Origin of the sequence: Tenacibaculum crassostreae (assembly GCF_964512405.1) — a bacterium.
Classification (GTDB): domain Bacteria; phylum Bacteroidota; class Bacteroidia; order Flavobacteriales; family Flavobacteriaceae; genus Polaribacter; species Polaribacter crassostreae.
On record NZ_CAZELE010000002.1, the window covers coordinates 133,129 to 156,715 of the forward strand.

Annotated in this window: 24 protein-coding genes; 7 read left to right on the forward strand and 17 right to left on the reverse strand. The window is 31.4% G+C overall.

Annotated features, from left to right (window positions below; genetic code table 11):
• Positions 1-200 precede the first annotated feature (200 nt).
• The 5 genes from ACKTST_RS01620 to ACKTST_RS01640 all read right to left on the reverse strand — a co-directional run bounded on the left by ACKTST_RS01620 (position 201) and on the right by ACKTST_RS01640 (position 5,872).
• A complete protein-coding gene (locus tag ACKTST_RS01620) occupies positions 201-965 on the reverse strand; it encodes a LytR/AlgR family response regulator transcription factor (RefSeq protein WP_408046048.1) in 765 nt (254 codons plus the stop codon).
• An 82-nt stretch (positions 966-1,047) separates the two neighbouring features.
• Positions 1,048-2,055 (reverse strand): sensor histidine kinase, encoded by a 1,008-nt coding sequence (locus tag ACKTST_RS01625; RefSeq protein ID WP_408046049.1) that lies wholly within the window; start codon positions 2,053-2,055, stop codon positions 1,048-1,050.
• On the reverse strand, positions 2,045-2,599 hold the full coding sequence (locus ACKTST_RS01630) for a hypothetical protein (protein ID WP_408046050.1): 555 nt from the start codon (positions 2,597-2,599) through the stop codon (positions 2,045-2,047). Before ACKTST_RS01630 ends, ACKTST_RS01625 begins: the two co-directional genes overlap by 11 nt.
• A gap of 5 nt (positions 2,600-2,604) precedes the next feature.
• The gene (locus ACKTST_RS01635) at positions 2,605-4,977 is read right to left on the reverse strand and encodes an outer membrane beta-barrel protein (protein WP_408046051.1); all 2,373 of its coding nucleotides are present in this window, start codon (positions 4,975-4,977) and stop codon (positions 2,605-2,607) included.
• A gap of 196 nt (positions 4,978-5,173) precedes the next feature.
• Positions 5,174-5,872: a zinc metallopeptidase gene (locus tag ACKTST_RS01640; RefSeq protein WP_408046052.1), complete on the reverse strand. Its 699-nt coding sequence runs from the start codon at positions 5,870-5,872 to the stop codon at positions 5,174-5,176.
• A gap of 94 nt (positions 5,873-5,966) precedes the next feature.
• On the opposite strand from ACKTST_RS01640, the gene ACKTST_RS01645 reads away from it, so the two are divergent.
• The 6 genes from ACKTST_RS01645 (at position 5,967) to ACKTST_RS01670 (ending at position 10,307) form a co-directional block, all read left to right on the forward strand.
• Positions 5,967-6,998 (forward strand): asparaginase, encoded by a 1,032-nt coding sequence (locus tag ACKTST_RS01645; protein WP_408046053.1) that lies wholly within the window; start codon positions 5,967-5,969, stop codon positions 6,996-6,998.
• Between the two features lie 253 nt (positions 6,999-7,251).
• Positions 7,252-7,977 (forward strand): MotA/TolQ/ExbB proton channel family protein, encoded by a 726-nt coding sequence (locus ACKTST_RS01650; RefSeq protein WP_408046054.1) that lies wholly within the window; start codon positions 7,252-7,254, stop codon positions 7,975-7,977.
• Between the two features lie 7 nt (positions 7,978-7,984).
• Complete coding sequence (locus ACKTST_RS01655) at positions 7,985-8,428, forward strand: hypothetical protein (protein ID WP_408046055.1); 444 nt, start codon at positions 7,985-7,987, stop codon at positions 8,426-8,428.
• A 6-nt stretch (positions 8,429-8,434) separates the two neighbouring features.
• Positions 8,435-9,061, forward strand: coding sequence for an ExbD/TolR family protein (locus ACKTST_RS01660; protein WP_408046056.1), 627 nt, complete (start codon positions 8,435-8,437; stop codon positions 9,059-9,061).
• Between the two features lie 17 nt (positions 9,062-9,078).
• Entirely contained in the window at positions 9,079-9,549 is a 471-nt protein-coding gene (locus ACKTST_RS01665) for an ExbD/TolR family protein (protein ID WP_408046057.1), read from the forward strand.
• A gap of 86 nt (positions 9,550-9,635) precedes the next feature.
• Positions 9,636-10,307 (forward strand): porin family protein, encoded by a 672-nt coding sequence (locus ACKTST_RS01670; protein ID WP_408046058.1) that lies wholly within the window; start codon positions 9,636-9,638, stop codon positions 10,305-10,307.
• Here ACKTST_RS01670 and ACKTST_RS01675 read toward each other — a convergent pair.
• From ACKTST_RS01675 to ACKTST_RS01725, 11 genes are all read right to left on the reverse strand, one after another.
• Positions 10,302-10,856 (reverse strand): hypothetical protein, encoded by a 555-nt coding sequence (locus tag ACKTST_RS01675; protein ID WP_408046059.1) that lies wholly within the window; start codon positions 10,854-10,856, stop codon positions 10,302-10,304. The genes ACKTST_RS01670 and ACKTST_RS01675 overlap by 6 nt on opposite strands.
• Before the next feature lie 44 nt (positions 10,857-10,900).
• Positions 10,901-12,364, reverse strand: coding sequence for an RNA polymerase factor sigma-54 (gene rpoN, locus ACKTST_RS01680; protein WP_408046060.1), 1,464 nt, complete (start codon positions 12,362-12,364; stop codon positions 10,901-10,903).
• Between the two features lie 83 nt (positions 12,365-12,447).
• A complete protein-coding gene (asnS, locus tag ACKTST_RS01685) occupies positions 12,448-13,881 on the reverse strand; it encodes an asparagine--tRNA ligase (RefSeq protein WP_408046061.1) in 1,434 nt (477 codons plus the stop codon).
• A 77-nt stretch (positions 13,882-13,958) separates the two neighbouring features.
• Positions 13,959-16,322, reverse strand: coding sequence for an efflux RND transporter permease subunit (locus tag ACKTST_RS01690; protein ID WP_408046062.1), 2,364 nt, complete (start codon positions 16,320-16,322; stop codon positions 13,959-13,961).
• A 98-nt stretch (positions 16,323-16,420) separates the two neighbouring features.
• On the reverse strand, positions 16,421-16,975 hold the full coding sequence (gene frr, locus ACKTST_RS01695) for a ribosome recycling factor (RefSeq protein WP_408046063.1): 555 nt from the start codon (positions 16,973-16,975) through the stop codon (positions 16,421-16,423).
• 51 nt (positions 16,976-17,026) lie between these two features.
• Complete coding sequence (gene pyrH / locus ACKTST_RS01700) at positions 17,027-17,734, reverse strand: UMP kinase (protein ID WP_408046064.1); 708 nt, start codon at positions 17,732-17,734, stop codon at positions 17,027-17,029.
• A 110-nt stretch (positions 17,735-17,844) separates the two neighbouring features.
• The gene (gene tsf / locus ACKTST_RS01705; protein ID WP_408046065.1) at positions 17,845-18,813 is read right to left on the reverse strand and encodes a translation elongation factor Ts; all 969 of its coding nucleotides are present in this window, start codon (positions 18,811-18,813) and stop codon (positions 17,845-17,847) included.
• An 88-nt stretch (positions 18,814-18,901) separates the two neighbouring features.
• A complete protein-coding gene (gene rpsB / locus ACKTST_RS01710; RefSeq protein WP_408046066.1) occupies positions 18,902-19,645 on the reverse strand; it encodes a 30S ribosomal protein S2 in 744 nt (247 codons plus the stop codon).
• Between the two features lie 116 nt (positions 19,646-19,761).
• On the reverse strand, positions 19,762-20,148 hold the full coding sequence (gene rpsI / locus ACKTST_RS01715) for a 30S ribosomal protein S9 (RefSeq protein WP_408046067.1): 387 nt from the start codon (positions 20,146-20,148) through the stop codon (positions 19,762-19,764).
• Between the two features lie 2 nt (positions 20,149-20,150).
• Positions 20,151-20,606 (reverse strand): 50S ribosomal protein L13, encoded by a 456-nt coding sequence (gene rplM / locus ACKTST_RS01720; RefSeq protein WP_408046068.1) that lies wholly within the window; start codon positions 20,604-20,606, stop codon positions 20,151-20,153.
• Between the two features lie 188 nt (positions 20,607-20,794).
• Positions 20,795-21,643 carry an OmpA/MotB family protein gene (locus tag ACKTST_RS01725; protein ID WP_408046069.1) on the reverse strand — a complete coding sequence of 283 codons (849 nt, stop codon included), beginning with the start codon at positions 21,641-21,643 and terminating at the stop codon, positions 20,795-20,797.
• A gap of 125 nt (positions 21,644-21,768) precedes the next feature.
• Between ACKTST_RS01725 and ACKTST_RS01730 the strand changes: the two genes are divergently transcribed.
• Entirely contained in the window at positions 21,769-22,740 is a 972-nt protein-coding gene (locus tag ACKTST_RS01730; RefSeq protein WP_408046070.1) for an FAD:protein FMN transferase, read from the forward strand.
• On the opposite strand, the gene ACKTST_RS01735 is transcribed toward ACKTST_RS01730, so the two are convergent.
• The gene (locus ACKTST_RS01735; RefSeq protein ID WP_408046071.1) at positions 22,737-23,507 is read right to left on the reverse strand and encodes a class I SAM-dependent methyltransferase; all 771 of its coding nucleotides are present in this window, start codon (positions 23,505-23,507) and stop codon (positions 22,737-22,739) included. The genes ACKTST_RS01730 and ACKTST_RS01735 overlap by 4 nt on opposite strands.
• Positions 23,508-23,587 lie beyond the last annotated feature (80 nt).

A 23,587-nucleotide genomic window follows, 5' to 3' on the forward strand; every position in this document is an offset into this window, starting at 1 on the left:
TAATTTTGCAAAGCCTTAAATTCCATTCTTAATTCAAATTTATGGCTTTGCTTAGATTTATTGAAAATCAGTTATCAACACATTTGTAGATTTAATGAATGTAGTTTTCTTAAATATTATTTTTCTCTAAAAAGATTTAACATATATGTGTATATTTAATATGATCTTCTGTGAGAGTATATTTAGGATTGTTAATAACTTTATTGTTCCAACCACTTTCTAAAATCAGCGGTAGTAGAGGAACTTGTCATTGGTTTTTCTTTTGTTCCTGTAACTGTGATTAATAAGCGGTTTTTAAAGTGATTTTCGATGTTTTCTATATAATCAATACTTATAATTTCACTTCGGTTAATTTTAAAAAATTTTGTAGGATTTAATTGCTGAAAAAGACTACCTAAATTTTGAGAAATAGTGTGTCTTTTCCCTTCTTTATCGGTTGCAATACAAAAGTCTCCAGAGGCTTCTATTAGGCTGATATCTGTAACATTTAATAATTGAATGCCTGTATTCTTCTTAATAACAAATCTTTTTTTAAAAGAAGTGTTTTCTTCTTTTAAAGCAGATTTTAAATTAGATATAGTGTCAGAATTTAGTTGATTGTAATTACCTTGATTAAATAACGATTGGTATTTTTCTATAGCTTTATTGAAATCAGATTTTGAATACGGTTTTAAGATATAAGCTATTCCGTTTGTGTTAAATGCTTTGAATAAATATTCATCGTGTGCAGAGCAAAAAATAATAGGACAATTTATAGTTACTTCATCAAACAAGTCGAAGGAAATTCCGTCTAATAGTTGGATGTCAGACAAAATAAAATCGTAGGTGTTTTCTTGTAAGAATTTTTTTCCGTCTGAATTAGAACGTGCAATATCATGAGTAAATTCTTCCTCAAAAACATCGTTCATATAATTGATTAGTTTTTGATAGGCTGGTATTTCGTCTTCTAAAATTAATATGTTCATGTTTAAAATTTAGTGTCATTACGGGTAAAACGAAGTAATCTATTTGTTTTTATGAGATTGCTTCACTTTGTTCGCAATGACGTTAGCTTTCTTTACTCAATTTAATGATTGGAATTGTAACTGAAAAAGAATGATTACTATTATTTATATTAATTTTTTTATCAGATAATAGTTGATATCTGGTTTTCAAATTGTCTAATCCGGTACCTAAACTTTCGGTGTTTTTTGTGTTAGATTTCGTATTGTTCACCGTTAACCAATCGTTAGTAATAGTAATGGTGGTTGTAATAGTATTGTTATTAGTTTTGTTGTGTTTCACTACATTTTCTAACAAAGCTTGTAAAGCACCTGTAGGGATAAACTTATCAGAAATATCGCCTTCTTTCTTGATGTTAAATTTATAATCGTTTCCAAAACGGGTTTCAATCAAAAAAATATAATTTTCAGCAAATTGAATTTCTTTTGAAAGTTCCATTACTTCTGCATCTTTAGTTTGAATTAAATAACGGTAAATTAAAGACAATCGATTGATGTATTCTTTAGCTTTTTCAGAATCTGAATCAATTAAACTGTCTAGAGTATTTAAATTGTTAAATAAAAAATGCGGATCAATTTGAGAACGTAACAACTTTAATTCGTTTTCTTTTTGTTGCTCTTTTATTTTTGAAATTTGTGTTTGAGATTCATAAAACTTTTTAGTTAATAAAACACCTAAAGGGAAACCAATAGAATCAGATCCATTAAAAATTGAATAAAGGATTAAGTTGTAGATGTTTGGAAATTTACTCCAGTCTTTCCCACTAGAAGAAAATCCAACTATCCTTTCAATAATTCCAATAAAAAGCACTACAATTATTCCCCAAAAAGCAAAGAGAAAATATTTTTTTTGCTGCACTAGAAATCTAGGGATTATAAAATACATAAATATTAAAACCCCTATAAAAGAGGTTATAATAAACATTGGTATATCAACTAAATACTCTAAAAGTTTATTGTTTTGATTTAGGTAGTCTAAAATGTTTAAAATAAGACTGATTAGGTAAAAAACACCAAGAATTATATAGTCAGATTTATTGAGTTTAGTGTTCATTAGTTGTTTGATTGTTGAAAAAGATTAATCCGTAACCAATAGCCGAAATTAAATACACGTAAATTAATCTTGAAGGAATAAATCTACCAAAAAAGACAATTAGTGTAGCAATGATAATTAATAAAACACCAATTTTATGTTGTTTTATATAATTCAAAGCTAATAATGCTAATCCAACATTAATAAAATTAGGACCAACGGCTATAAAAGGTGTCCAGATAACTTTTACTTTGTAGAGTTGACCTGCAAATTCATTTCTAATTTCTTGAGTTGGTTGACTCCACCAAATAAAATCTAATACACACATGCCAATTATACAGGTTATTCCAATTAAAATAACCGGTACACCTAAATAAGTAACTATACTTTTTTTGAAATTTCCTACTTGTGGAATTAATAGAACAACTCCTAGTAGTAAAGACCAATGTGCAAAATCGATTGGACGTAAAGCATAAACAAATTCATTTCCTTTTGATAATAATATTTGTCCGATAGCTTCAAATAATAGCCCTAAAACAAAAAGAGTTTTATAATATGTTTTCATAAGTGTTAATTGTTATCGTTAATTCTATTTTCTTCATCAATTGAAGAGTTGCGCTTTGATTTTTTCTTTCCGAATTTTGATCCAAAGCTATATGATAATCTTAGTTGAATATTTTGACGAGAACTGTTGCTTTCTACATTGGCAGTTCCGTTACCATAATCAATAGTTCCAACAAATCCACGGTTAAGCATTTTGTTGAATCCTAAGTTAACTTTTAGCTTATCATCTAAAAACTTCTTGCTTAAAGAAAAATCTAAAGCAGCTAACCAATCTACATCTATTTGACCTTCTAAGGCTCCTGTTCCGTAGTTTCCGTTAAATTCTAAATTAACATCCCATGGTAATTTATAACTAGCTTGCATAAACCAATATAAATTCCATTTAGAAATATCAACATTATGTGTATTTGAATTATAACTACTATTATTTACAATAACCCCAGTGTAACCTTCAACTCCTTTTATAAAATTTAACGGACCAAATAATCGAAAATTCCAGTTTGTAAAATCTTCAACATTTACTACTTGTTGACGTATTTGAGCAGTGGTGTTATTTTGTTTGATTAAATCAAAAATCACATCATTCGTTTTGCTATATCCAATAGTAAAAAAAGGTTGGTTTTCAAAAGTTAAATTGAATTGGTAGTTGTTTGTAAAAGCTGGTTTTAAACTTGGGTTACCTTCTTGTGCAGAAAAAGGGTCTAAAAATTCTTGAAACGAATTTAAGCTATTGTAAGAAGGTCTTCTAATGCGATAACTGTACGATAAATTTGCGCCTAGTTTTTCAGTTAGTTTTCTGCTAACTGAAGCACTTGGGAATAATTTACCAATAGGTCTTTTTTTAACTTCATTTACCATTTGTCCGTCTTTTAAATAAATAGAAGTTCCGTTAGTGTTACTGTCTTCATAACGTAATCCTCCAGAAAAAGACCATTTTTTATAAGTAGCATTTATTTTAGAATACACAGCAAAAATTGTTTCATCTACTAAAAACTCACTGCTTGTTGTTGGATCAAAATCGAATCCGTTAGCACCGTTTTCAAGAAATGATTGTAAATCATTGTTGGTGTTAACAACACTATATTTACTACCCATGCTTAACTTGAAATTATCGGTAAAGGTTTTATTGTAGTCAGTCCTATATGTTTTAATGGTGAAATTTCCATCTTGTTTATATCGTCTGTCAGTAAAAGGTAGTGTGCTTTCTTCAGTGTCAAATAAAGTGTTAGTATTGTTGTTTTGATAGCTAATGAAGTTAAAATCTACTACTAATTTTTCAGTATCAGATTTATATTCATAATATGGATTAATATTATAATCTACTCGATCTCTTTCAAAACTATTTTTTGAAAACAAAACATCAGTAGTCGTAGGTTTAATAATGTTAGTTTTACTTGATGATGTTCTTTTAGATTTTCTTTTATTCCAACGCCCACCTATTCCGATAGAATGTTTATCATTTATATAATAATCTAAACTAGTATTAAATGAAATACTTTTTGGAGCAAAAGGCGATTTTGTTGTTTGATCGTAAATAGTATCTTGTACGGTTCTTGTTAAAAACAAATCATCTCGCCAAGTTGGTTCAGAATATCCTATACTAGTTTGCCAATTTAATTTGTTTTTATAGCTAGCTATAGATGCTCTTGTTCCGTATTCAAAACCTTCGTCTTCGCCAATCCATCCCATTATACTCCCATGAGTTCCTAAACGAATATTTTTCTTTAAAATAATATTGATAATTGCTCCTGTACCTGAAGCGTCATATTCAGCACCTGGTTGTTCTACGACTTCAACTTTAGCAATATTATCAGCAGGAAAATCACGGAGTAGTGTTTCAACATCCATATATTCTGTGGTTTTACCATTAATTAAAATTCGGACTCCACTTTTACCTGCAATACTAATTCCGTTATTAGTAACGAGTACTCCAGGAACTTTACGCATAATATCTTGTAGGTTTGCGTTTAACATTTCTGTTTTCTCTAAATCAACGATCAATTTTTCAGCTGTTTGTTTTATAACAGGTCTTTTAGAGGTGATTACCACTTCATTTAAAGTTTGACTTTCTTCTTTTAATGTAAAATTGAATGTCTTGTTTTTTGTTAGTGAAAACTTTTCAGTTTTGTGAGTTATAAAGCTTAACATTGAAACTTCAATAAAATAATCTCCTTCAGTAATGCTTTCAAAAAGAAAATTACCTTCTTCATCAGAAATTACACCTTTAAGAGTTTGACTGTTGTTAGAAGGATGTAAAATTATATTGGCAAAAGAAAGAGGTTGTTGCTGTTCATCAGTAATTTTTCCTGAAATGGAATGTTGTGCTTGTAATGTGATAAAGCTTGCTAATAAAGAGCAAAAAGTAATTAACGATTTCATGTGTTTGATTTTTTACGCTTCAAAAATGATTATTCTTAAGAAGTGTTGAAATCGAAAAAAGATGAAACGGGTTAAATTTCCGATGAATTGGATATTAATTGAAATACACAATAGGTTTACTGAAATAAAAAACACTCTCAATTTTTATTAAGAGTGTTTTTTATATCTGAGTAAAATACAAAAAGTGTCTGCGACACTAATCTCTGCTTCCTAAAACTTGTAAAGCCCAATATAATAACATAGCTAATGAACCTAAAGCAGCTACTAAATATGTTCTAGCTGCCCATTTTAAAGCATCTTTAGAACCTGCTAACTCTTCACGAGTAACCATGTTTTTGTTTTCTAACCAAGCTAACGCTCTGTTACTTGCATCGTATTCCACCGGTAAGGTGATAAAACTAAAAAGTGTACCTAAAGCCATAAAAACTAAACCAGCTATAGCTATGTAAAACCCTATTCCTGTTCCGCCAGAAGCAGCTCCGAAAGCAATACCACCAATAACCATCCATTGAGAAAAACGTGAAGTAATACTTACCATTGGTACTAATTTAGAACGCATTTGCAAGTATTCGTATGCTCTAGCATGTTGAACAGCGTGTCCAACTTCATGAGCAGCAACAGCAGCGGCAGCAGCATTACGTTGGTTATATACAGCTTCACTAAGATTTACCGTTTTATTTTGCGGATTGTAATGGTCGGTCAGCATACCAGGTGTAGAAATAACTTTTACATCGTAAATACCATGGTCTGCCAACATTTTCTCAGCTATTTCAGCACCACTCATTCCGTTTCGTAAGTGTACTCTCGAATATTTTTTAAACTTTCGTTGTAAAGTATTGCTTACTAACCAGCTGAATAAAGATATAATACCTATAAGTATATAAAATCCTATCATAATTTATATAGTTTTAAAATTTTGTATCATTTTTGTTTGATAAATTTACAACATAAATTATTCCAAATTATTGGAGGAAATAAAGAATGTCAAAATGACAAACAAACCTAAGATTTTAATTGTTTATACTGGTGGTACCATTGGTATGGTGAAAGATTATAATACAGGAGCTTTAAAAGCTTTTGATTTTAGCCAGATTTCGAGTAAAATTCCTGAATTGCAACAATTAAATTGTGAAATCTCTACAATTTCATTTGAAGAGCCAATAGATTCTTCAAATATGAATGTGAACTATTACATTCAAATAGCAGAAATAATTTCTGATAGTTATGACAAGTTTGACGGATTTGTTGTGTTAACAGGTTCAGATACGATGTCTTACACCTCTTCAGCAATTAGTTTTATGTTTGAAAATTTACAAAAACCTGTAATTTTTACAGGGTCGCAGTTGCCAATAGGTGATTTACGTACCGATGCCAAAGAAAATTTAATTACGTCAATACAAATTGCTTCGACTTATGAAAATGGAAGACCAGTAATTCAAGAGGTAGGGTTGTATTTTGAATACAAATTATATAGAGCAAATAGAACTACAAAGATTAACGCTGAACAGTTTGAAGCTTTTGCTTCGATGAATTACCCGCCATTAGCAGAAAGTGGAGTCCATTTGAATTTTAATCATCACTTGTTGTTAAAATCAAACAATCAAGAAGAAAAGTTGGTGTTTAGAAAAAAACTAGACAATCATGTAGCGATATTAAAATTGTTTCCAGGAATAACAGCATCTGTTGTAAAGAGTTTTATGAGTATTCCTGAATTAAAAGGAATTATTTTAGAGACCTATGGATCGGGAAATGCACCAACCGAAAAATGGTTTGTTGATTTGTTAGAAGAATCAGTTAAAAAAGGTATATACATAGTAAATGTAACTCAATGTGCTGGCGGAAGTGTTATTTTAGGACATTATGAAACAAGTTCTGAATTAAAACGCATAGGTGTTGTTGATGGAAAGGATATTACTACTGAAACAGCAGTGGCAAAAATGATGTATTTACTTGGTGAAAAGCTATCAAAAGAAGAATTTAAACATTATTTTGAGAAACCATTAAGAGGAGAGATGGCGTAAATTGTAAATAAATCGTTAAATTTACAACCATAACTGCTTGAAACACTAGTTAAAAGCGTTAAAAAAGGGTAAGTAGGTAGAAATCATGGATATTTTTTTTAATCTCCCAACATTTTTTTGTTACTTGCCACTCTGAAAAATTAAAAAGCGTAATAAGTACAAGAAAAGATTTACTTATTTGTAAAAAAATGAGTTTTTCGTAGTAAAATTTGTATTTTTAACCCGTTAACTATTTAAAATTAATTATAACAAAATGAAAAAAGTAGTAAATATCCTAACTATTGCAGGATTTATGTTTTTAGGAGCTATTCAATCAACTTATGCTCAAGACGCAGCAGCAGCTGAAACAGAAACTTTCCACCAAATCTTAAAAAGATATTTTATTGAGGGAGGTCCTGGTTTTATGGGAATCGTATTAGTAGCTTTAATTTTAGGTTTAGCTATCGCAATTGAAAGAATTATTTATTTAAATATGGCTACAACCAATACTAAAAAACTAGTTGCTAGTGTTGATGAGGCTTTAAGTTCAGGTGGTGTAGAGGCTGCTAAAGAAGTTTGTAGAAATACAAAAGGTCCTGTTGCTTCTATCTTTTATCAAGGTTTAGAAAGAGCTGATGAAGGTTTAGACGCTGCTGAAAAAGCTGTAGTAGGATACGGTGGAGTACAAATGGGATTATTAGAGAAAAACATTTCTTGGATTTCATTATTTATTGCTTTAGCACCAATGTTAGGGTTCATGGGAACTGTAATTGGTATGATTGGAGCATTTGATGCGATTGCAGTAGCAAACGACATTTCTCCAGCGGTAGTAGCAGGTGGTATTAAAGTAGCACTTTTAACTACAGTATTCGGTTTAGTAGTAGCTATTATTTTACAAATTTTTTACAACTACATCATTTCTAAAGTTGATGCTATTGTAAACAATATGGAAGATGCTTCTATCTCTTTAATCGACTTATTAGCTAAGTATAAAAAATAATTGAAGTATGAAGAACAATAGATTAATAACAATCATTGTTGCTTTACTTTCTCTTGTCGGTATAGTTTTATTTATTATGACTATGGGTGTAGATACTGAGGATAAAGTAGCGATGTCAGACGCAGTTTCTCCGTTAGTAACTTACTCTTTAGTTTTACTAGGGTTAACAGCAGGAGTAACAGTATTAGCTTCAATTTTTAGTTTGTTTAAAAACCCAGCAGCTTTGAAAAAAGCATTACTTGGTATATTAGCTATAGGGGTATTATTTGTAATATCTTATATGCTTTCTAATGACGGTCAAGTAGTTGGAGCTAGTAACGAAATAGTTGCTGAAGCAGGTAGTAGTGTTTCTAAAAACACAAGTACAGGTATTTGGTTAAGTATTATATTAATAGTGATCGCAGGAGCTTTCTTCGTGTGGGATTTATTAAAAGGATTAGTTAAATCATAGAGTATTATGGCAAGAAGAGAAAACCCAGAAATTAATGCAGGTTCGATGGCAGATATTGCCTTCTTGCTACTTATCTTTTTCCTTGTAACAACAACAATGGATGTTGATTCAGGTATTCCTAAAAAGTTAGCTGAAAAAACAGAAGTTGAACCACCAATCGTTAAAGAAAAAAATATTTTTCAAGTAAGCATTAACCGTAACAACCAACTTTTAGTTGAAAATGAAGTTATGGAGTTGAAAGACTTAAAAGATGCTGCTATAAAGTTTATTGATAATGGTGGTGGTATTGGTAACCCAATGCCAGACAAAGAAGCAGGTGCTCCTTGTGATTATTGTAAAGGAGCAAAAGATCCAGATTCATCAGATCATCCAAACAAAGCAATTATATCTGTAGAAAGTGATAGAGGTACTGAGTACGGTACTTACGTTGCAGTTCAAAATGAGTTGTTAAGAGCTTATACAGAGTTACGTAACAGACTTTGTAAAGATAAGTACGGAATGAGTTTTGATGAACTTGAGCAAGCTTTTATTGATAGCGCAAGAAAAGATGAGTCTTTAAGAAAGAAAGTTGAAGATATTAAAACGAGTTATCCTCAAATTATATCTGATTCTGACCCAACAAATGTTAAATAATATTTAAACAATTATATATGTCTAAGTTTAGAAAAAAGAAGAAAGGTATGCCGGCTTTATCTACGGCGTCTTTACCAGATATTGTTTTCATGTTATTATTCTTCTTCATGGTAACAACTACTATGAGAGAAACAGATTTATTGATTGATTCACCACGTTTACCTAGTGCAAGTGAAGTAAAAAAACTTGAACGTAAAAGTTTAGTGAGTACAATTTATGTTGGTAAAGCAAAGGATACTAAATATGGTACAGGATATAACAGAATTCAGTTAAACGACAAGATTGCAACACCAGATGATGTTCCTTCTTTTATTTATCTTGAAAGAGATAACGTTTCTGAAGCTGAAGTACCATTTATGACAACTTCTATTAAAGCAGATAAAGAATCGAGTGTAGGTACATTAGCCGATATTCGTGAAAAATTAAGAGATGTAAATGCTCTTAAGTTAAGTTTATCTACACATAAAGGAAGTGCAATTAAGAAGTAATTACTTTTAAATAAACAAGAAAGAGCAATCATTTAGATTGCTCTTTTTTTATACAAAAAAGGTATATTTATCGTTAGATAATTATTATGAAATTTACACCATTATTATTTTTAACGCTATTCTTAACTGTAAGTGTTTTTTCTCAAAGAGATTCACTTCAAATTGGAGATAAGTACTGGGAAGATCAATTGTATATAGATGTTACCTATAATCTTTTAGCTAATCAACCTAAACAGTTAGGAGAAACGGGTTTTTCCTATGGGGTGGCTTTAGGTTATATGAAAGATATTCCGTTTAATAAAACTGGAAAAACTGCTTTTGCAGTAGGATTAGGGTACAGTCACGACTCTTTCAGTCATGGTTTAAAAGTATTAAAAGGAGAGGTTGATAGTTATGAAGTAGCATCCGATATTATATCTAATAAAATAAAGCTTCATAATTTAGAAATGCCTATCCAATTTAGATGGAGGTCTTCTGATGCGAATACTTATTCATTTTGGCGTTTTTATGCAGGTTTTAAAATAGTGTATAACTTAAGTAATAGTTACATATACCAAACTTCAGCCGATAAAACTAACTTCTCTAATGCTGCTAAATTTAATACATGGCAAACTGGATTGACAGTTTCTGCGGGATATGGTACGTTCAATTTCCATGTATATTATGGTCTTACACCAATGTTTAAAGGTGTTAAACTTAATGACGAAGCCATTAATAGTAAAGTAGTTCGGTTAGGGTTAAGTTTTTACTTGTTATAAAATATAATAAGCGATAAAGGGGCTTAATAAACCGATAAAAAAACCAATATAGACTTCTGATACTGTATGAGCTTTTAAATACAATCTAGAGCTTGCTAATAATCCAGAGAGTAATATGAAAGTTATAATAAGAGGAAGAATATTTATTGATTGCATTTGTTGAAACAACAAAAAGTAGCCAATAGCAACTCCCATAGATAGTAAATGCAAACTTCCTTTAATCTTGAAAGGAAATAATAAATAGATTGCAGAAAGTCCCAAAACGGTTCCATAGAATAAATAACTTAGGTCTTTTATAACGGTCATACTAGCAAAAATCTTTCCTAAGAATAGAAATAACAGCATCATGAAAAACATTGGGAATTTACGCTCGTTTATACTGTAAACCCTGAATGATTTTATATACCCTATAGATTTTAAGAAAACTAATAATAGTAACGGAATAAGATAAGTTGCAATAAATACAACCGCTAATATGGTGTATTGCTGTCTGCTAGCTAAAGTAATAGGTGATATTATAAAATATAAAATAATACCTATTGTAGGCATAACAATAGGGTGCAAGATGGTTGATATGAACTTGTGCCAGCGCATTAAATTTCTTTACGCAACCTTGCAACAGGAATATCTAATTGTTCACGATATTTAGCAACAGTTCTTCTCGCAATTGGGTACCCTTTTTCTTTTAATATTTTAGATAATTTTTCATCAGTAAGAGGTTTTCGTTTATCTTCTTCACTAATTACTGTTTCTAAAATCTTTTTAATTTCTTTGGTTGAAACATCTTCACCTTGGTCATTTTTCATTGATTCAGAAAAGAAATCTTTAATCAATTTTGTTCCATAAGGAGTTGAAACGTATTTGCTACTAGCTACACGAGAAACGGTTGACACATCCATGTTAATTTCATCAGCAATATCTTTTAAAATCATCGGTTTCAACTTACGCTCATCACCTGTTAAAAAATATGCTGATTGTCGATGCATAATCGCATTCATGGTCACTAAAAGTGTTTGTTGACGCTGCTTAATGGCATCAATAAACCATTTTGCTGCATCTAATTTTTGCTTGATAAACAAGACCGCATCTTTTTGCGATTTGGTTTTTTCTTTTGAATCTTGATATCCTTTAAGCATATTGTTGTACTCCCTTGAAATATGAAGTTCAGGAGCATTACGAGAATTCAAGGTTAAATCTAAATTTCCGTCAATAATTCTGATAGAAAAATCAGGAACAATTTGTTCTGCAACTTTATTGTTACCTGCGTATGAACTACCAGGTTTAGGATTTAATTTGCTAATTTCTGTAATAACATCTTTTAACTGTTCTTCAGAAATAGTATATTTTTCAACAAGTTTTTGATAGTGTTTCTTTACAAAATGATCGAAAGATTCTTGAAGAATTCGAATGGCTAAAGCTCTATTTTCATTTTCAGATTTTGCTTTTAATTGAATAATTAAGCATTCTTTCAAATCTAAAGCACCCACGCCTACAGGATCCAATTTTTGAACCACATTTACCAAAACTTCTTTAACCTTTTCTTCAGTAGTAAAAACATTTTGAGTAAAAGCTAAGTCGTCAACTAAATCGATAATCTCTCTACGAATGTATCCGCTATCATCTATACTTCCCACTAAAAATTCAGCAATAGCACGTTCTTCCTCATCAATTCTAAACGTGTTTAACTGATTGTCTAATGATTGATGAAAACTTGTTCCAGCTGCGTAAGGAACGTGTTTTTCTTCATCGTCTGATGAGTAATTGTTGGTTTGTGTTTTATAGCTTGGGTATTCGTCATCGCTTAAATACTCATCGATGTTTATATCATCAGTATCAATTTTTTCGTTACCCGAATCATCATAATCTACATCGTTTACTAAGGTGTCTTCAAAATTTTCTGGTTCATCTTTACCAGTATCTAACGCAGGATTTTCTTCAATTTCTTGTTTCAAGCGTTCTTCAAAAGCTTGGGTTGGTAATTGAATTAACTTCATCAGCTGAATTTGCTGAGGAGATAATTTTTGAAGTAATTTTTGATGTAAACTTTGTTTTAGCATATGTACAAAGATATGAAATAGCACAAAAAAAATCGTCATTCGGTAAGGAATGACGATTGTTATTTTTAAGTTTTAAGTTTTTTTTAAAATTCTGCGTTTTGTGGTGTTCTTGGGAAAGGAATTACATCACGAATATTACTCATTCCTGTTGTAAATAAAACCAAACGTTCAAACCCTAAACCAAAACCTGAGTGAACTGCGGTTCCGAATTTACGAGTATCTAAATACCACCATAATTCTTCTTCAGGAATATTTAATGCTGCCATTTTTTCTTGTAAGACTTCTAAACGTTCCTCTCTTTGAGATCCACCTACCATTTCACCAATTCCAGGGAATAATACATCCATTGCGCGAACTGTTTTTCCGTCTTCGTTTAAACGCATATAAAATGCTTTAATGTTTGCTGGATAATCGAATAAAATTACCGGACATTTAAAGTGTTTTTCAACTAAATAACGCTCGTGTTCTGATTGTAAATCCACTCCCCATTCGTTTACAGGAAATTGGAACTTCTTCTTTTTATTCGGCTTTGAATTACGTAAAATATCGATAGCTTCAGTGTAACTTACACGCTTAAAGTTGTTGTTAACTACAAAACGTAACTTTTCTAGTAAGCCCATTTCACTACGTTCAGCTTGAGGTTTCTTTTTGTCTTCTTGCGCTAAACGATTGTCTAAAAAGTCTAAATCATCTTCACAATTATCTAAAACGTATTGTAACACGTATTTGATAAAGTCTTCAGATAAATCCATGTTAGCATCTAAATCGTTAAAAGCTACCTCTGGTTCTATCATCCAAAATTCGGCTAAGTGACGTGTCGTATTTGAGTTTTCAGCTCTAAATGTAGGTCCGAAAGTATATACTTTACCTAACGCCATGGCATAGGTTTCAGCTTCTAATTGTCCAGAAACGGTTAAGTTGGTTTCTTTTCCGAAGAAATCTTTAGTATAATCAACTTTTCCTTCTTCGTTTAACGGAGCTTTATTAGCTTCAAAATTAGTAACCTTAAACATTTCACCTGCACCTTCAGCATCAGAACCTGTAATAATTGGCGTATTTACGTAATAAAATCCGTTTAATTGAAAATATTGGTGAACAGCAAAAGATAATGCAGAACGCAAACGCATTACAGCACTAAATGTATTTGTTCTTACACGTAAGTGAGCATTTTCACGTAAAAATTCGAAACTATGTTGTTTAGGTTGAATAGGGTATTCATCAGGATTTGAGTCTCCTAAAATTTCTAAATCAGTTACTTGAACTTCTACTGATTGTCCCTTACCTTGACTTTCGGTTAAAGTTCCTTTAATACTTACAGCTGCTCCTGTATTTATTCTTTTTAATAACGTTTCGTCAGCATTTTCAAAATCTACAACACACTGAATGTTATTTATAGTAGAACCATCGTTTAAAGCAATAAAACGATTGCTTCTAAAAGTTCTTACCCATCCTTTTACGTGTACTTCTTGTAAAAATTTGTCAGATTGTAATAATTCTTTAACGCTACTTCTTTCCATCTTATAAAAATTGAGACGCAAAGATACTTTTTTGCTATTAATTGAGCAATGATGATAAGCTAAGAATGGCGCAAAGTTTATTTGTTCTCTTCTGGAGGTAAAATTTTAAATTTTGTTTCTTTTAAAACTTTTTTATTCGCTATTTTTTTCTCAAAAGAAATTAATAAAGATGGTAACAACAATAAATTAGAAACCATCGCTAATAATAGTGTTACAGATACTAACCCTCCTAACGCAATTGTACCTCCAAAACTTGAAACGGTAAATACTAAAAAGCCGAAGAAAAGTACAATTGAAGTATAAAACATACTTACGCCTGTTTCTTTTAAAGCAGAATAAACAGCAGGTTTAATTTTCCAATTATTACTTAATAATTCTTGACGATATTTTGCTAAAAAGTGGATGGTGTCATCAACAGAAATACCAAAAGCAATACTAAACACTAAGATTGTTGATGGCTTTATAGGAATATCTAAAAAGCCCATTAAACCTCCAGTAATTAATAATGGAAGCATATTTGGAATCAATGAAATTAAAATCATTTGAGGTGAACGGAACATCCACGCCATAAAAATTGAAATTAATAAAATTGCCAACGATAAAGAAATAACAAGATTTTTAATTAAATAGTTAGTTCCTTTTAAGAAAACTAAAGCTTTACCTGTCATTGAAACATCAAATTTATCATCAGGAAATTGTTTGTTTATAACAGCTTGTAAACGCTCTTGAATAACATCCATTTTATCGGTACCAATGTCTTTCATAAACGTAGTAATACGAGCATAACGACCAGTGCTGTCTACAAAATTCTTTAACATTCCAGAGTTACTATCTGAGTTTTTTGTGTAGGCAAAAATGTAACTCTTCTCTTGACTTGTTGGAAGTTGGTAGTATTTAGGGTTTCCGTTATAGTAAGCCTGTTTAGAATATTTTACTAAGTTGGTTACAGATACTGGTTTTGAAAGTTCAGGGAAAGTTTCGATGGTTTCATTTAACTTTTCCATCTTTTTTAAAGTAGAAAGCTTCATCACACCTTTTTCTCTTTTGGTGTCAATTAATATTTCTAAAGGCATAATTCCACCAAACTCAGATTCGAAAAACTTGATGTCTTTATAAAACTGTTTTCCTTTGGGCATATCTTCAATTAAACTTCCAGATACACGAATCATATAAAGCCCAATCATGCTTAAAATAATTACACAAACAGTAGTAATGTAAATAGTAATTCGTTGTTTTTTCACCATGTTTTCCATCCAAGAAACCACATTGTTCATCCATCTTTTCTCTAGATGATTTAAGTGTTTTTGCTCTGGAAGTGGCATAAAACTGTAAATAATCGGAATGATTAATAAAGCTAAAATGAAAATACTAATAATGTTTATTGATGCTAAAACCCCGAATTCACGCATCAATTGACTTTTCACAAAAATAAAAGTAGCAAAACCAGATGCTGTTGTAATGTTGGTCATTAATGTAGCATTACCAACTTTTGAAATAACGCGCTGTAATGATTTAGCTTGGTTTCCGTGTTTTTTTACTTCTTGTTGATATTTATTGATGAGGAATACTGCGTTAGGTACACCAATAACAATAATTAAAGGCGGAATTAAAGCTGATAATACCGTGATTTCATATCCCAATAAACCAATAAAACCAAATGCCCATGTAACACCGATTCCTACTACCAATAGGGTGATAAATGTGGCTCTAAATGAACGGAAAAAGAAGAAGAAAATAATTGCAGTAATAAGCAATGCTCCAATCACAAAAATCCCCATTTCATCAGTTATATTTTGAGAATTTAAAGTTCGTATATAAGGCATGCCTGAAACACGAACATCTATACCGTGTTTTTTTTCAAATGACTTTACAGTAGGAATTAAAATATCCACAACAAAGTCTCTACGAACAGGTGTATTAACTATTTCTTTATTAAGATAAATAGCTGTTTGTAAAACTCCTTTATCGTTGTATAATAAGTTATCGTAAAACGGGAGTTTTTCAAAAAGTTGCTCTTTAATCTTTCTGACTTCTTCGTTTGTGGTAGGCGCTTTATCAAACAAAGGTTCAATAACAAATTTGCGTTGTTTTCTATCTGCTTTTAACTGCTGAACATCAGCAACTGATACGGTAAAATCAACTTGAGCTAAGCTATCTAAATCTTTAACAAGTTTGTTCCAAGCATTGAATTTAGTTGGAGTAAAAATTGTAGAATCTTTTACCCCAAGAATAACTAAGTTTCCTTCTTCTCCAAAGATTTCTAAAAAACGATTATATTCAATATTAGCTTCGTGATCGGTAGGAAGTAAATTGGCTTCTGTATATGAAAAGCGCATATGCTTCATTTGAGTGACTAATAGCCCTGTAATAATAGCGATAGTAATTAAAACTAAGTAACGATTTCGCAATACGAATCCTGCGATTTTAGTCCAAAAAGTCATTCAAAAAAAGTTTTAGCAAATTTATGCTAAATGAAACAATTAAACGAAAAAAGAGCGCTATAAAAGCGCTCTTTAAATATGTTATTTTTAATAGGAAATTATACGGTCATAATCTCTTTTTCTTTAACTACGAATTTTTCATCGATTTCTTTTACAAATCCGTCAGTTAAATTTTGAATATCAGCTTCAGCATTCTTTTTCATATCGTCAGATACATCTAACTTTTTAATATCGTTATTGGCATCTTTACGAGCATTACGAACACCTACTTTTGCGTGTTCAGCTTCTGCTTTAGCTTGTTTTGCTAAGTCTTTACGACGCTCTTCAGTTAATGGCGGAACGTTGATGATGATGTTTTCACCATTATTCATTGGGTTGAAACCAAGATTAGCAAGCATTATAGCTTTTTCTATTTCTTGTAACATATTTTTTTCCCAAGGTTGAATCGAAATTGTTCTAGCGTCAGGTGTATTTACATTGGCTACTTGCCCTAATGGAGTAGCTGAACCATAATAATCTACCTGAACATTAGCTAACATTGCTGGTGATGCTTTACCAGCTCTAATACTACGTAATTCTTTTACTAAATGCTCAATAGCGTTATTCATTGCCTCTTTGGCAGAATCTAAAATAAAATCAATTTCTTCGTTCATTTTGTACGTATTTAAAACCTCAAAATTGTTGTGAGGGTGATTTTCGAATTGTTAATTATCAACTATTGTTCCAATATTTTCTCCAGAAATTAATTTTAATAAATTTCCTTTAGTGTTCATGTCAAAAACAATAATTGGTAGTTTGTTTTCTTCGCTTAAAGTAAAAGCTGTCATGTCCATTACTTTTAAGCCTTTATCTAACACATCTTTAAAAGTTATGCTTTCAAATTTAACTGCATTTTCGTCTTTTTCAGGATCTGCAGTATAAATACCATCAACACGAGTTCCTTTTAAAATAGCATCTGCATTAATTTCAATCGCTCTTAAAACCGCAGCAGTATCAGTTGTAAAATAAGGATTTCCTGTTCCTCCACCAAAAATAACTACACGTCCTTTTTCTAAATGACGATTTGCGCGACGTTTAATATAAGGTTCTGCAATCTCTTTAATTTCAATAGCTGTTTGCAAACGTGTATGCATTCCTTCGTCTTCTAAGGCGCTTTGTAAAGCCAATCCGTTAATGCAAGTTGCAAGCATTCCCATGTGGTCACCTTGTACACGATCCATACCGTTACTAGCACCAGCTACTCCTCTAAAAATATTTCCACCACCAATTACAATGGCTACCTCTACACCTTTGTCTACAACTTGTTTTATTTCTTGGGCGTATTCTTTAAGTCTTTTAGGGTCGATACCATATTGGCGCTCTCCCATTAACGCTTCACCACTTAATTTTAAAAGGATTCTTTTGTATTGCATTTGTTTTATTGAAAGTTGTGCAAAGCTACGTATTTTTTTTATTCTAATTTTTACTGCATAAAAAAAACCATCCAAAAATGGATGGTTTTTATATAAGTTGTTGTTGAGAATTATCCTAAAGTAACTCTTACGAAGTTCTTCACTTCAACGTCACCGTAAGAAGCAACATATTCTGCAACAGTTTTCTTCTCATCTTTGATGAATTTTTGGTCTAATAAACACTGCTCTTGATCTAAAGTAGTGTTATCAGAAACAAATCTTTCCATTTTACCTGGTAAGATTTTGTCCCAGATTTGCTCTGGTTTACCTTCAGATTTTAATTGCTCTTTAGCTTCTTCTTCAGCTTTAGCCATAGCTTCATCAGTTAACTGTAATCTTGATACGAATTGAGGTACGTTCTTTAAAGTTTTACCTAAACGTGCTAATTCTTCGTTATCTTTAATAATTGCAGCAATTCTAGCTTCAGTTTCAGAAGCTACATAAGCAGGGTCAAAATCTTTGTAAGATAAAGAAGTTGCTCCCATTGAAGCAGCTTGCATAGCTAAGTCTTTAGTTAACTCAGCAGCGTTGTCAACAGCAGCAGTTAAACCTACCATTGCAGCAATTTTACCAACGTGAGTATAAGCTCCTACGTATGGTGCTTCGATTTTTTCGAAAGAAGTGATGTCGATTTTTTCACCGATAACTCCTGTTTGCTCGATTAATTTTTCAGCAACAGTTATACCACCAAAATCTGCAGCTAAGAACTCTTCTTTAGTGTTATAGTTAAAAGCGATGTTAACAAACTCTTGAGCTAATTCTTTAAAAGAATCGTTTTTAGATACGAAATCTGTTTCACATGCTAATACGATAGCAACACCATAAGTATTGTCATCGCTAATTTTAGTAATAGCTACACCTTCAGTAGACTCACGATCTGCTCTTTTAGCAGCAATCTTTTGTCCTTTTTTACGTAAAATTTCAATAGCTTTATCAAAATCACCTTCAGCTTCTACTAATGCTTTTTTACAATCCATCATACCAGCTCCGGTAGTTTCTCTTAATTTTTTTACGTCTGCAGCGCTAATTTTTACTGACATTCTATCGTTATTTTTTAATTGTAATTAATTGTTGTAAGGTATAAAAATTTAAAGGTCTCAATGAAATGAAACCTTTAAATTAAATATGTTATGCTTCTTTTGATGCAGGAGCTTCAGCTGTTTTATCAGCTTTAGCTTTTTCTTTGTCAGCTTTTCTTTCAGTTAAGCCTTCAGCGATAGCATCTGTTACGTATGATAATACTTTATCGATAGATTTAGAAGCGTCATCGTTTGCAGGAATTACAAAATCGATCGGTCTTGGATCAGAGTTTGTATCAACCATTGCAAAGATTGGAATGTTTAATTTTTGTGCTTCAGCAACAGCAATGTGCTCTTTCTTTACGTCAATTACAAATAAAGCCCCTGGTAAACGAGTCATATCAGAAATTGAACCTAAGTTCTTTTCTAATTTTTCACGTTGACGGTTGATTTGTAATTTTTCTCTTTTTGATAAAGCGTCGAAAGAACCATCAGTCTTCATTCTATCAATAGAAGCCATTTTCTTAACAGCTTTACGAATAGTAACGAAGTTTGTTAACATACCCCCTGGCCATCTTTCAGTGATGTAAGGCATGTTTACAGCTTTTGCTTTTTCAGCAACGATATCTTTAGCTTGCTTCTTAGTAGCAACGAATAAGATTTTACGTCCTGAGTTAGCTATTTTTTGTAACGCAGCAGAAGCTTCGTCAATTTTAGCTGAAGTTTTATACAAATCGATGATGTGAACACCATTACGCTCTGTATAGATGTATGGAGCCATGTTTGGGTTCCATTTTCTAGTTAAGTGTCCGAAGTGAACACCACTTTCTAATAATTCTTGAATGTTTGCCATTTTAATAAAATGTGTTTACGTTCTGTTTTCGCAATACTTCAGTAGTTATTAAGTCTGAAGTATTTAGATACTAAACTGTTATAAATTGATTTATAAATAACAGTTCTAATAAACGATTAACGTTTAGAGAACTGGAATTTCTTACGTGCTTTCTTCTGACCGAATTTCTTACGCTCAACCATTCTTGGATCACGAGTTAATAATCCTTCTGGTTTTAATACAGCTTTGTTTTCTTCGTTAATAGCTACTAAAGCTCTAGTAATTGCTAAACGAATAGCTTCAGCTTGACCAGTAACACCACCACCGTAAACGTTTACCTTAATATCGTAAGCATCAACGTTTTCAGTTAACATTAAAGGTTGTTGAACCTTGTATTGTAAAGTTGGTGTAGTGAAATAGTTTTTAAACTCTCTTTTGTTGATAGTGATGTTTCCACTTCCTTGAGAAACATAAACACGAGCAACAGCTGTTTTTCTTCTACCTATTTTGTGTACAGTTTCCATAATTATTTAAGATCGTTAAGGTTAATTGCTTTAGGCTTTTGAGCTTCTTGACCGTGCTCTGTACCTGCGTAAACATATAAATTTTTGAATAACGCGCTACCTAAACGGTTTTTAGGTAACATACCTTTTACTGCTTTTTCAATAAGTCTTGTAGGATCTTTTTGAAACATCTCTGTAGCAGTTAATGATCTTTGTCCTCCTGGATAGCCTGTGTGACGGATATAAGTTTTGTCAGCCCACTTGTTACCAGTTAAGTTGATTTTTTCAGCGTTGATAATTACAACGTTGTCTCCACAATCTACGTGAGGAGTATAATTTGGTTTGTACTTACCTCTAATAAGTTTAGCAACTTTAGAAGCTAGACGACCCAATGTTTGCCCGTCCGCATCAACTAAAACCCACTCTTTGTTCACAGTGTTCTTGTTAGCTGATACTGTTTTGTAACTTAATGTGTTCATAATTACACGATTAGTTTTTGTTTATAATTAATAAATTTTTGTCCTTTAAAAAGGTCTGCAAATGTACAATTAATTATTTGATTGACAAATAGCGGGTTAGAATAATCTTTCTTTTTTCTTAAATGGAGTATTTATCCAATAAAAAAAACGTGCTATTAGCACGTTTTTAAAATATTTTTTTAGAAAAACTATTCTACCTTTTGATCTAATAAATCAAAGAATTGATTTAAGCGTGGTAAAATAATAATTTTTGTACGTCTGTTTTTTGCTTTGTTAGCAGGACTGTCATTTTCTACTAATGGAACATAGCTGCTTCTACCAGCTGCAATTAATCTTTCTGGAGCTACACTGTACTTGTTTTGTAATTCACGTACAATAGCTGTAGAACGTAAAACACTTAATCCCCAGTTGTCTTTCAAAGAAGAGCCTTCTGTAACAGGAGTGTTGTCTGTATGTCCTTCCACCATAACATCCATTTGAGGTTGACCATTTACCACGGTAGCAACTTTTTCTAACACTTTAGAAGCTTTTTCGTTTATAGTATAACTTCCGCTTTTGAATAATAATTTATCAGAAATAGAAATAAAAACTACAGTTTTTTCAACGTTTACTTCGATGTCTTCATCATCAATTCCGTCTTGTAACTCTTTCTTTAAGTGGAAAGCAACTACTAAGTTTAAAGAATCTTTTTTAGAAGCAGCTTCTCTAATCTTATTAATGTATTTGTCTTTTTTACTTAATTGAGATAAAGTTTCTTTAATGTTGTCGTTAGCACCTTTAGTTAACACAGTTAAGTTTTCAACTTGTTGTAAAGTGTTTTCTTTATCTTTTTTTAATTCTGTTACTCTCGATTCTAAAGAAGTTGTTTGCTCTTCACATTTTTCTTTTTCAATTAAGCACTTAGTTAAGTTAGCTTTTACAGCTAATAATTCTTCTTTAGTTTGTTCGTGTTTTGCTTTTACAGCTTCTAGTTCTTTTGTTGAAGCACATGAGGCTAATAAAAGAGTAGCTGTAAGAAATAAGAATACTTTTTTCATTTTATTCTATTTTTTTGATATAAATTAATAGTTAAGCAAATTTATGAAAATGGAAATACAAAAAAGAGAATTAACAATCTTTTATGAAGTAGGAAAGCATTAATTTTGTGAGTAAATTTTTCAATATGATAAAAAAAGTAGCATTTATTGGAGTTTTGTTATTGTTGATGATTGCTTGTAAGAAAGAAGTAACATTAAATGAAACAAAATTAGAAGGCGGAGTTTTTGGAACAACGTATCATATCACTTATTTAAGTGATGTAGATTACCAAAAACAGATAGATAGTTTGTTTTATTTGGTAAATAAATCGCTGTCTACTTACATGCCAACTTCTGATATTTCTAAAATAAATCAAGGAGATACAACTGTGGTTGTCGATGATATGTTTGTTGAAGTTTTTGAGAAAGCAAAAAAAATATACAATGAAACTGATGGATATTTCGATCCTACTATAGGAAGATTAATTGATGCTTACGGATTTGGTTCAGGAAAGGAGAAAAAAAATCTAACTCATGAAGAAATTTCAGCTTTAATGGAAAATGTTGGATTTGATAAAGTTGTTTTAAAACATAGGAAGGTTTACAGAGAAAGTGAAAACATTGAGTTTAATGTAAATGCTTTTGCAAAAGGATATGGAGTAGATGTTGTAGGGCGCTTTTTTGAATCGAAAAACATTCATGATTATATTGTTGAAATTGGTGGGGAAATTAGAGCTAGAGGAACCAAACATGGCAAATTATGGAAAGTAGCTATTGAAAAACCAAATATCGACGGTACACGTTCTATTCAAAAAGTAATTGAATTGGATAATGAATCAATGGCAACTTCTGGGAATTACAGAAAGTATAAAGTAAATGAAGAAGGTAAAAAAATAGTGCATACAGTAAATGCAAAAACAGGATTGGCAGAAGAAAGTAATTTACTAAGTGTATCTGTTCGTTTAAAAGGAGATTGTGCTGATGTAGATGCTTATGCTACTGCTTTTTTAGCGATGGGATTAGAAAAAACAAAAGCATTTTTACAAAAACATCCAGAGTTAAAAGTGGTGTTGTTGTACCATAATGAAACAAACGAGTTAGTGGAGTATGCCAACTAGTTTTTATAGCAAACAGGTAAAATTTCGCCTTTCATCAACGCAAATCGTTCTAGTTTTTCTGGAGCGATTTTTTTTGTGTAATCAATTTCGTCAACTTTAAAACCGATAGAGCGAAGTTTGTGAAAATAATCACGACCATACACTCGAACATGGTCGTACTGACCAAATATTTTTGCACGTTCTTTTGGGTCGGTAATACTATCGTCTTCAAAAGTAGTTTCTCTAGATAAGTCTTGAGGGATTTGAAAAACACCAAATCCGCCAACTTTTAACACACGATACAATTCTTGCATTGCTTTGGTGTCGTTTGGAATATGCTCTAACACATGATTGCAAAATACCACATCAAATTGATTGTCTTCAAAAGGTAAGTCGCAAATATCTGCTTTTACATCCGCAATAGGCGATTCTAAATCAGACGTGATATAATCTAGGTTTTGTTGTTTCTTGAAAATATCTAAAAAACACTGCTCAGGAGCAATATGAAGCATTTTTAGCTTCTTTTTTGAAGTGAAAAAATTTGTTTCATCTTGCAAAAAAAGCCAAAGTAAACGATGTCTTTCTAATGATAGGGTAGATGGTGAAAGTGCGTTTTCTCGTTGCACTCCATATCCGTAAGGTAAAAATTTACGGAATGATTTTCCGTCAATAGGATCTGTAAACTTATCACCTTTTAACCACCAAGCTATTATAGGTCTTGCTAAATAGCTGGCTTTTATTAAAAAAGGTCTTGGAATTGTATTTAATATGGTTTTGAATAGCTTCATAGTGTCATTCCTGTAAAAGCAGGAATCTTTTTTTGAGATTCCGCAACGAGTACGGAATGACATAACGTGTGTTTTATTCG

Excerpts from the sequence above, each read along its gene's own strand:
- rpsI (WP_408046067.1), bottom strand. The coding sequence starts at position 20,148 with ATGGAAACTGTACACAAAATAGGTAGAAGAAAAACAGCTGTTGCTCGT.
- tsf (WP_408046065.1), bottom strand. The coding sequence starts at position 18,813 with ATGTCAGTAAAAATTAGCGCTGCAGACGTAAAAAAATTAAGAGAAACT.
- ACKTST_RS01655 (WP_408046055.1), top strand. The coding sequence starts at position 7,985 with ATGAAGAACAATAGATTAATAACAATCATTGTTGCTTTACTTTCTCTT.
- ACKTST_RS01650 (WP_408046054.1), top strand. The coding sequence starts at position 7,252 with ATGAAAAAAGTAGTAAATATCCTAACTATTGCAGGATTTATGTTTTTA.
- rpsB (WP_408046066.1), bottom strand. The coding sequence starts at position 19,645 with ATGGCAAACATTCAAGAATTATTAGAAAGTGGTGTTCACTTCGGACAC.
- ACKTST_RS01620 (WP_408046048.1), bottom strand. The coding sequence starts at position 965 with ATGAACATATTAATTTTAGAAGACGAAATACCAGCCTATCAAAAACTA.
- ACKTST_RS01635 (WP_408046051.1), bottom strand. The coding sequence starts at position 4,977 with ATGAAATCGTTAATTACTTTTTGCTCTTTATTAGCAAGCTTTATCACA.
- ACKTST_RS01735 (WP_408046071.1), bottom strand. The coding sequence starts at position 23,507 with ATGAAGCTATTCAAAACCATATTAAATACAATTCCAAGACCTTTTTTA.
- ACKTST_RS01675 (WP_408046059.1), bottom strand. The coding sequence starts at position 10,856 with ATGCCTACAATAGGTATTATTTTATATTTTATAATATCACCTATTACT.
- ACKTST_RS01670 (WP_408046058.1), top strand. The coding sequence starts at position 9,636 with ATGAAATTTACACCATTATTATTTTTAACGCTATTCTTAACTGTAAGT.
- ACKTST_RS01665 (WP_408046057.1), top strand. The coding sequence starts at position 9,079 with ATGTCTAAGTTTAGAAAAAAGAAGAAAGGTATGCCGGCTTTATCTACG.
- ACKTST_RS01645 (WP_408046053.1), top strand. The coding sequence starts at position 5,967 with ATGACAAACAAACCTAAGATTTTAATTGTTTATACTGGTGGTACCATT.
- ACKTST_RS01690 (WP_408046062.1), bottom strand. The coding sequence starts at position 16,322 with ATGACTTTTTGGACTAAAATCGCAGGATTCGTATTGCGAAATCGTTAC.
- ACKTST_RS01640 (WP_408046052.1), bottom strand. The coding sequence starts at position 5,872 with ATGATAGGATTTTATATACTTATAGGTATTATATCTTTATTCAGCTGG.
- ACKTST_RS01730 (WP_408046070.1), top strand. The coding sequence starts at position 21,769 with ATGATAAAAAAAGTAGCATTTATTGGAGTTTTGTTATTGTTGATGATT.
- ACKTST_RS01630 (WP_408046050.1), bottom strand. The coding sequence starts at position 2,599 with ATGAAAACATATTATAAAACTCTTTTTGTTTTAGGGCTATTATTTGAA.
- asnS (WP_408046061.1), bottom strand. The coding sequence starts at position 13,881 with ATGGAAAGAAGTAGCGTTAAAGAATTATTACAATCTGACAAATTTTTA.
- frr (WP_408046063.1), bottom strand. The coding sequence starts at position 16,975 with ATGAACGAAGAAATTGATTTTATTTTAGATTCTGCCAAAGAGGCAATG.
- ACKTST_RS01660 (WP_408046056.1), top strand. The coding sequence starts at position 8,435 with ATGGCAAGAAGAGAAAACCCAGAAATTAATGCAGGTTCGATGGCAGAT.
- rpoN (WP_408046060.1), bottom strand. The coding sequence starts at position 12,364 with ATGCTAAAACAAAGTTTACATCAAAAATTACTTCAAAAATTATCTCCT.
- rplM (WP_408046068.1), bottom strand. The coding sequence starts at position 20,606 with ATGAACACATTAAGTTACAAAACAGTATCAGCTAACAAGAACACTGTG.
- ACKTST_RS01725 (WP_408046069.1), bottom strand. The coding sequence starts at position 21,643 with ATGAAAAAAGTATTCTTATTTCTTACAGCTACTCTTTTATTAGCCTCA.
- pyrH (WP_408046064.1), bottom strand. The coding sequence starts at position 17,734 with ATGCAATACAAAAGAATCCTTTTAAAATTAAGTGGTGAAGCGTTAATG.
- ACKTST_RS01625 (WP_408046049.1), bottom strand. The coding sequence starts at position 2,055 with ATGAACACTAAACTCAATAAATCTGACTATATAATTCTTGGTGTTTTT.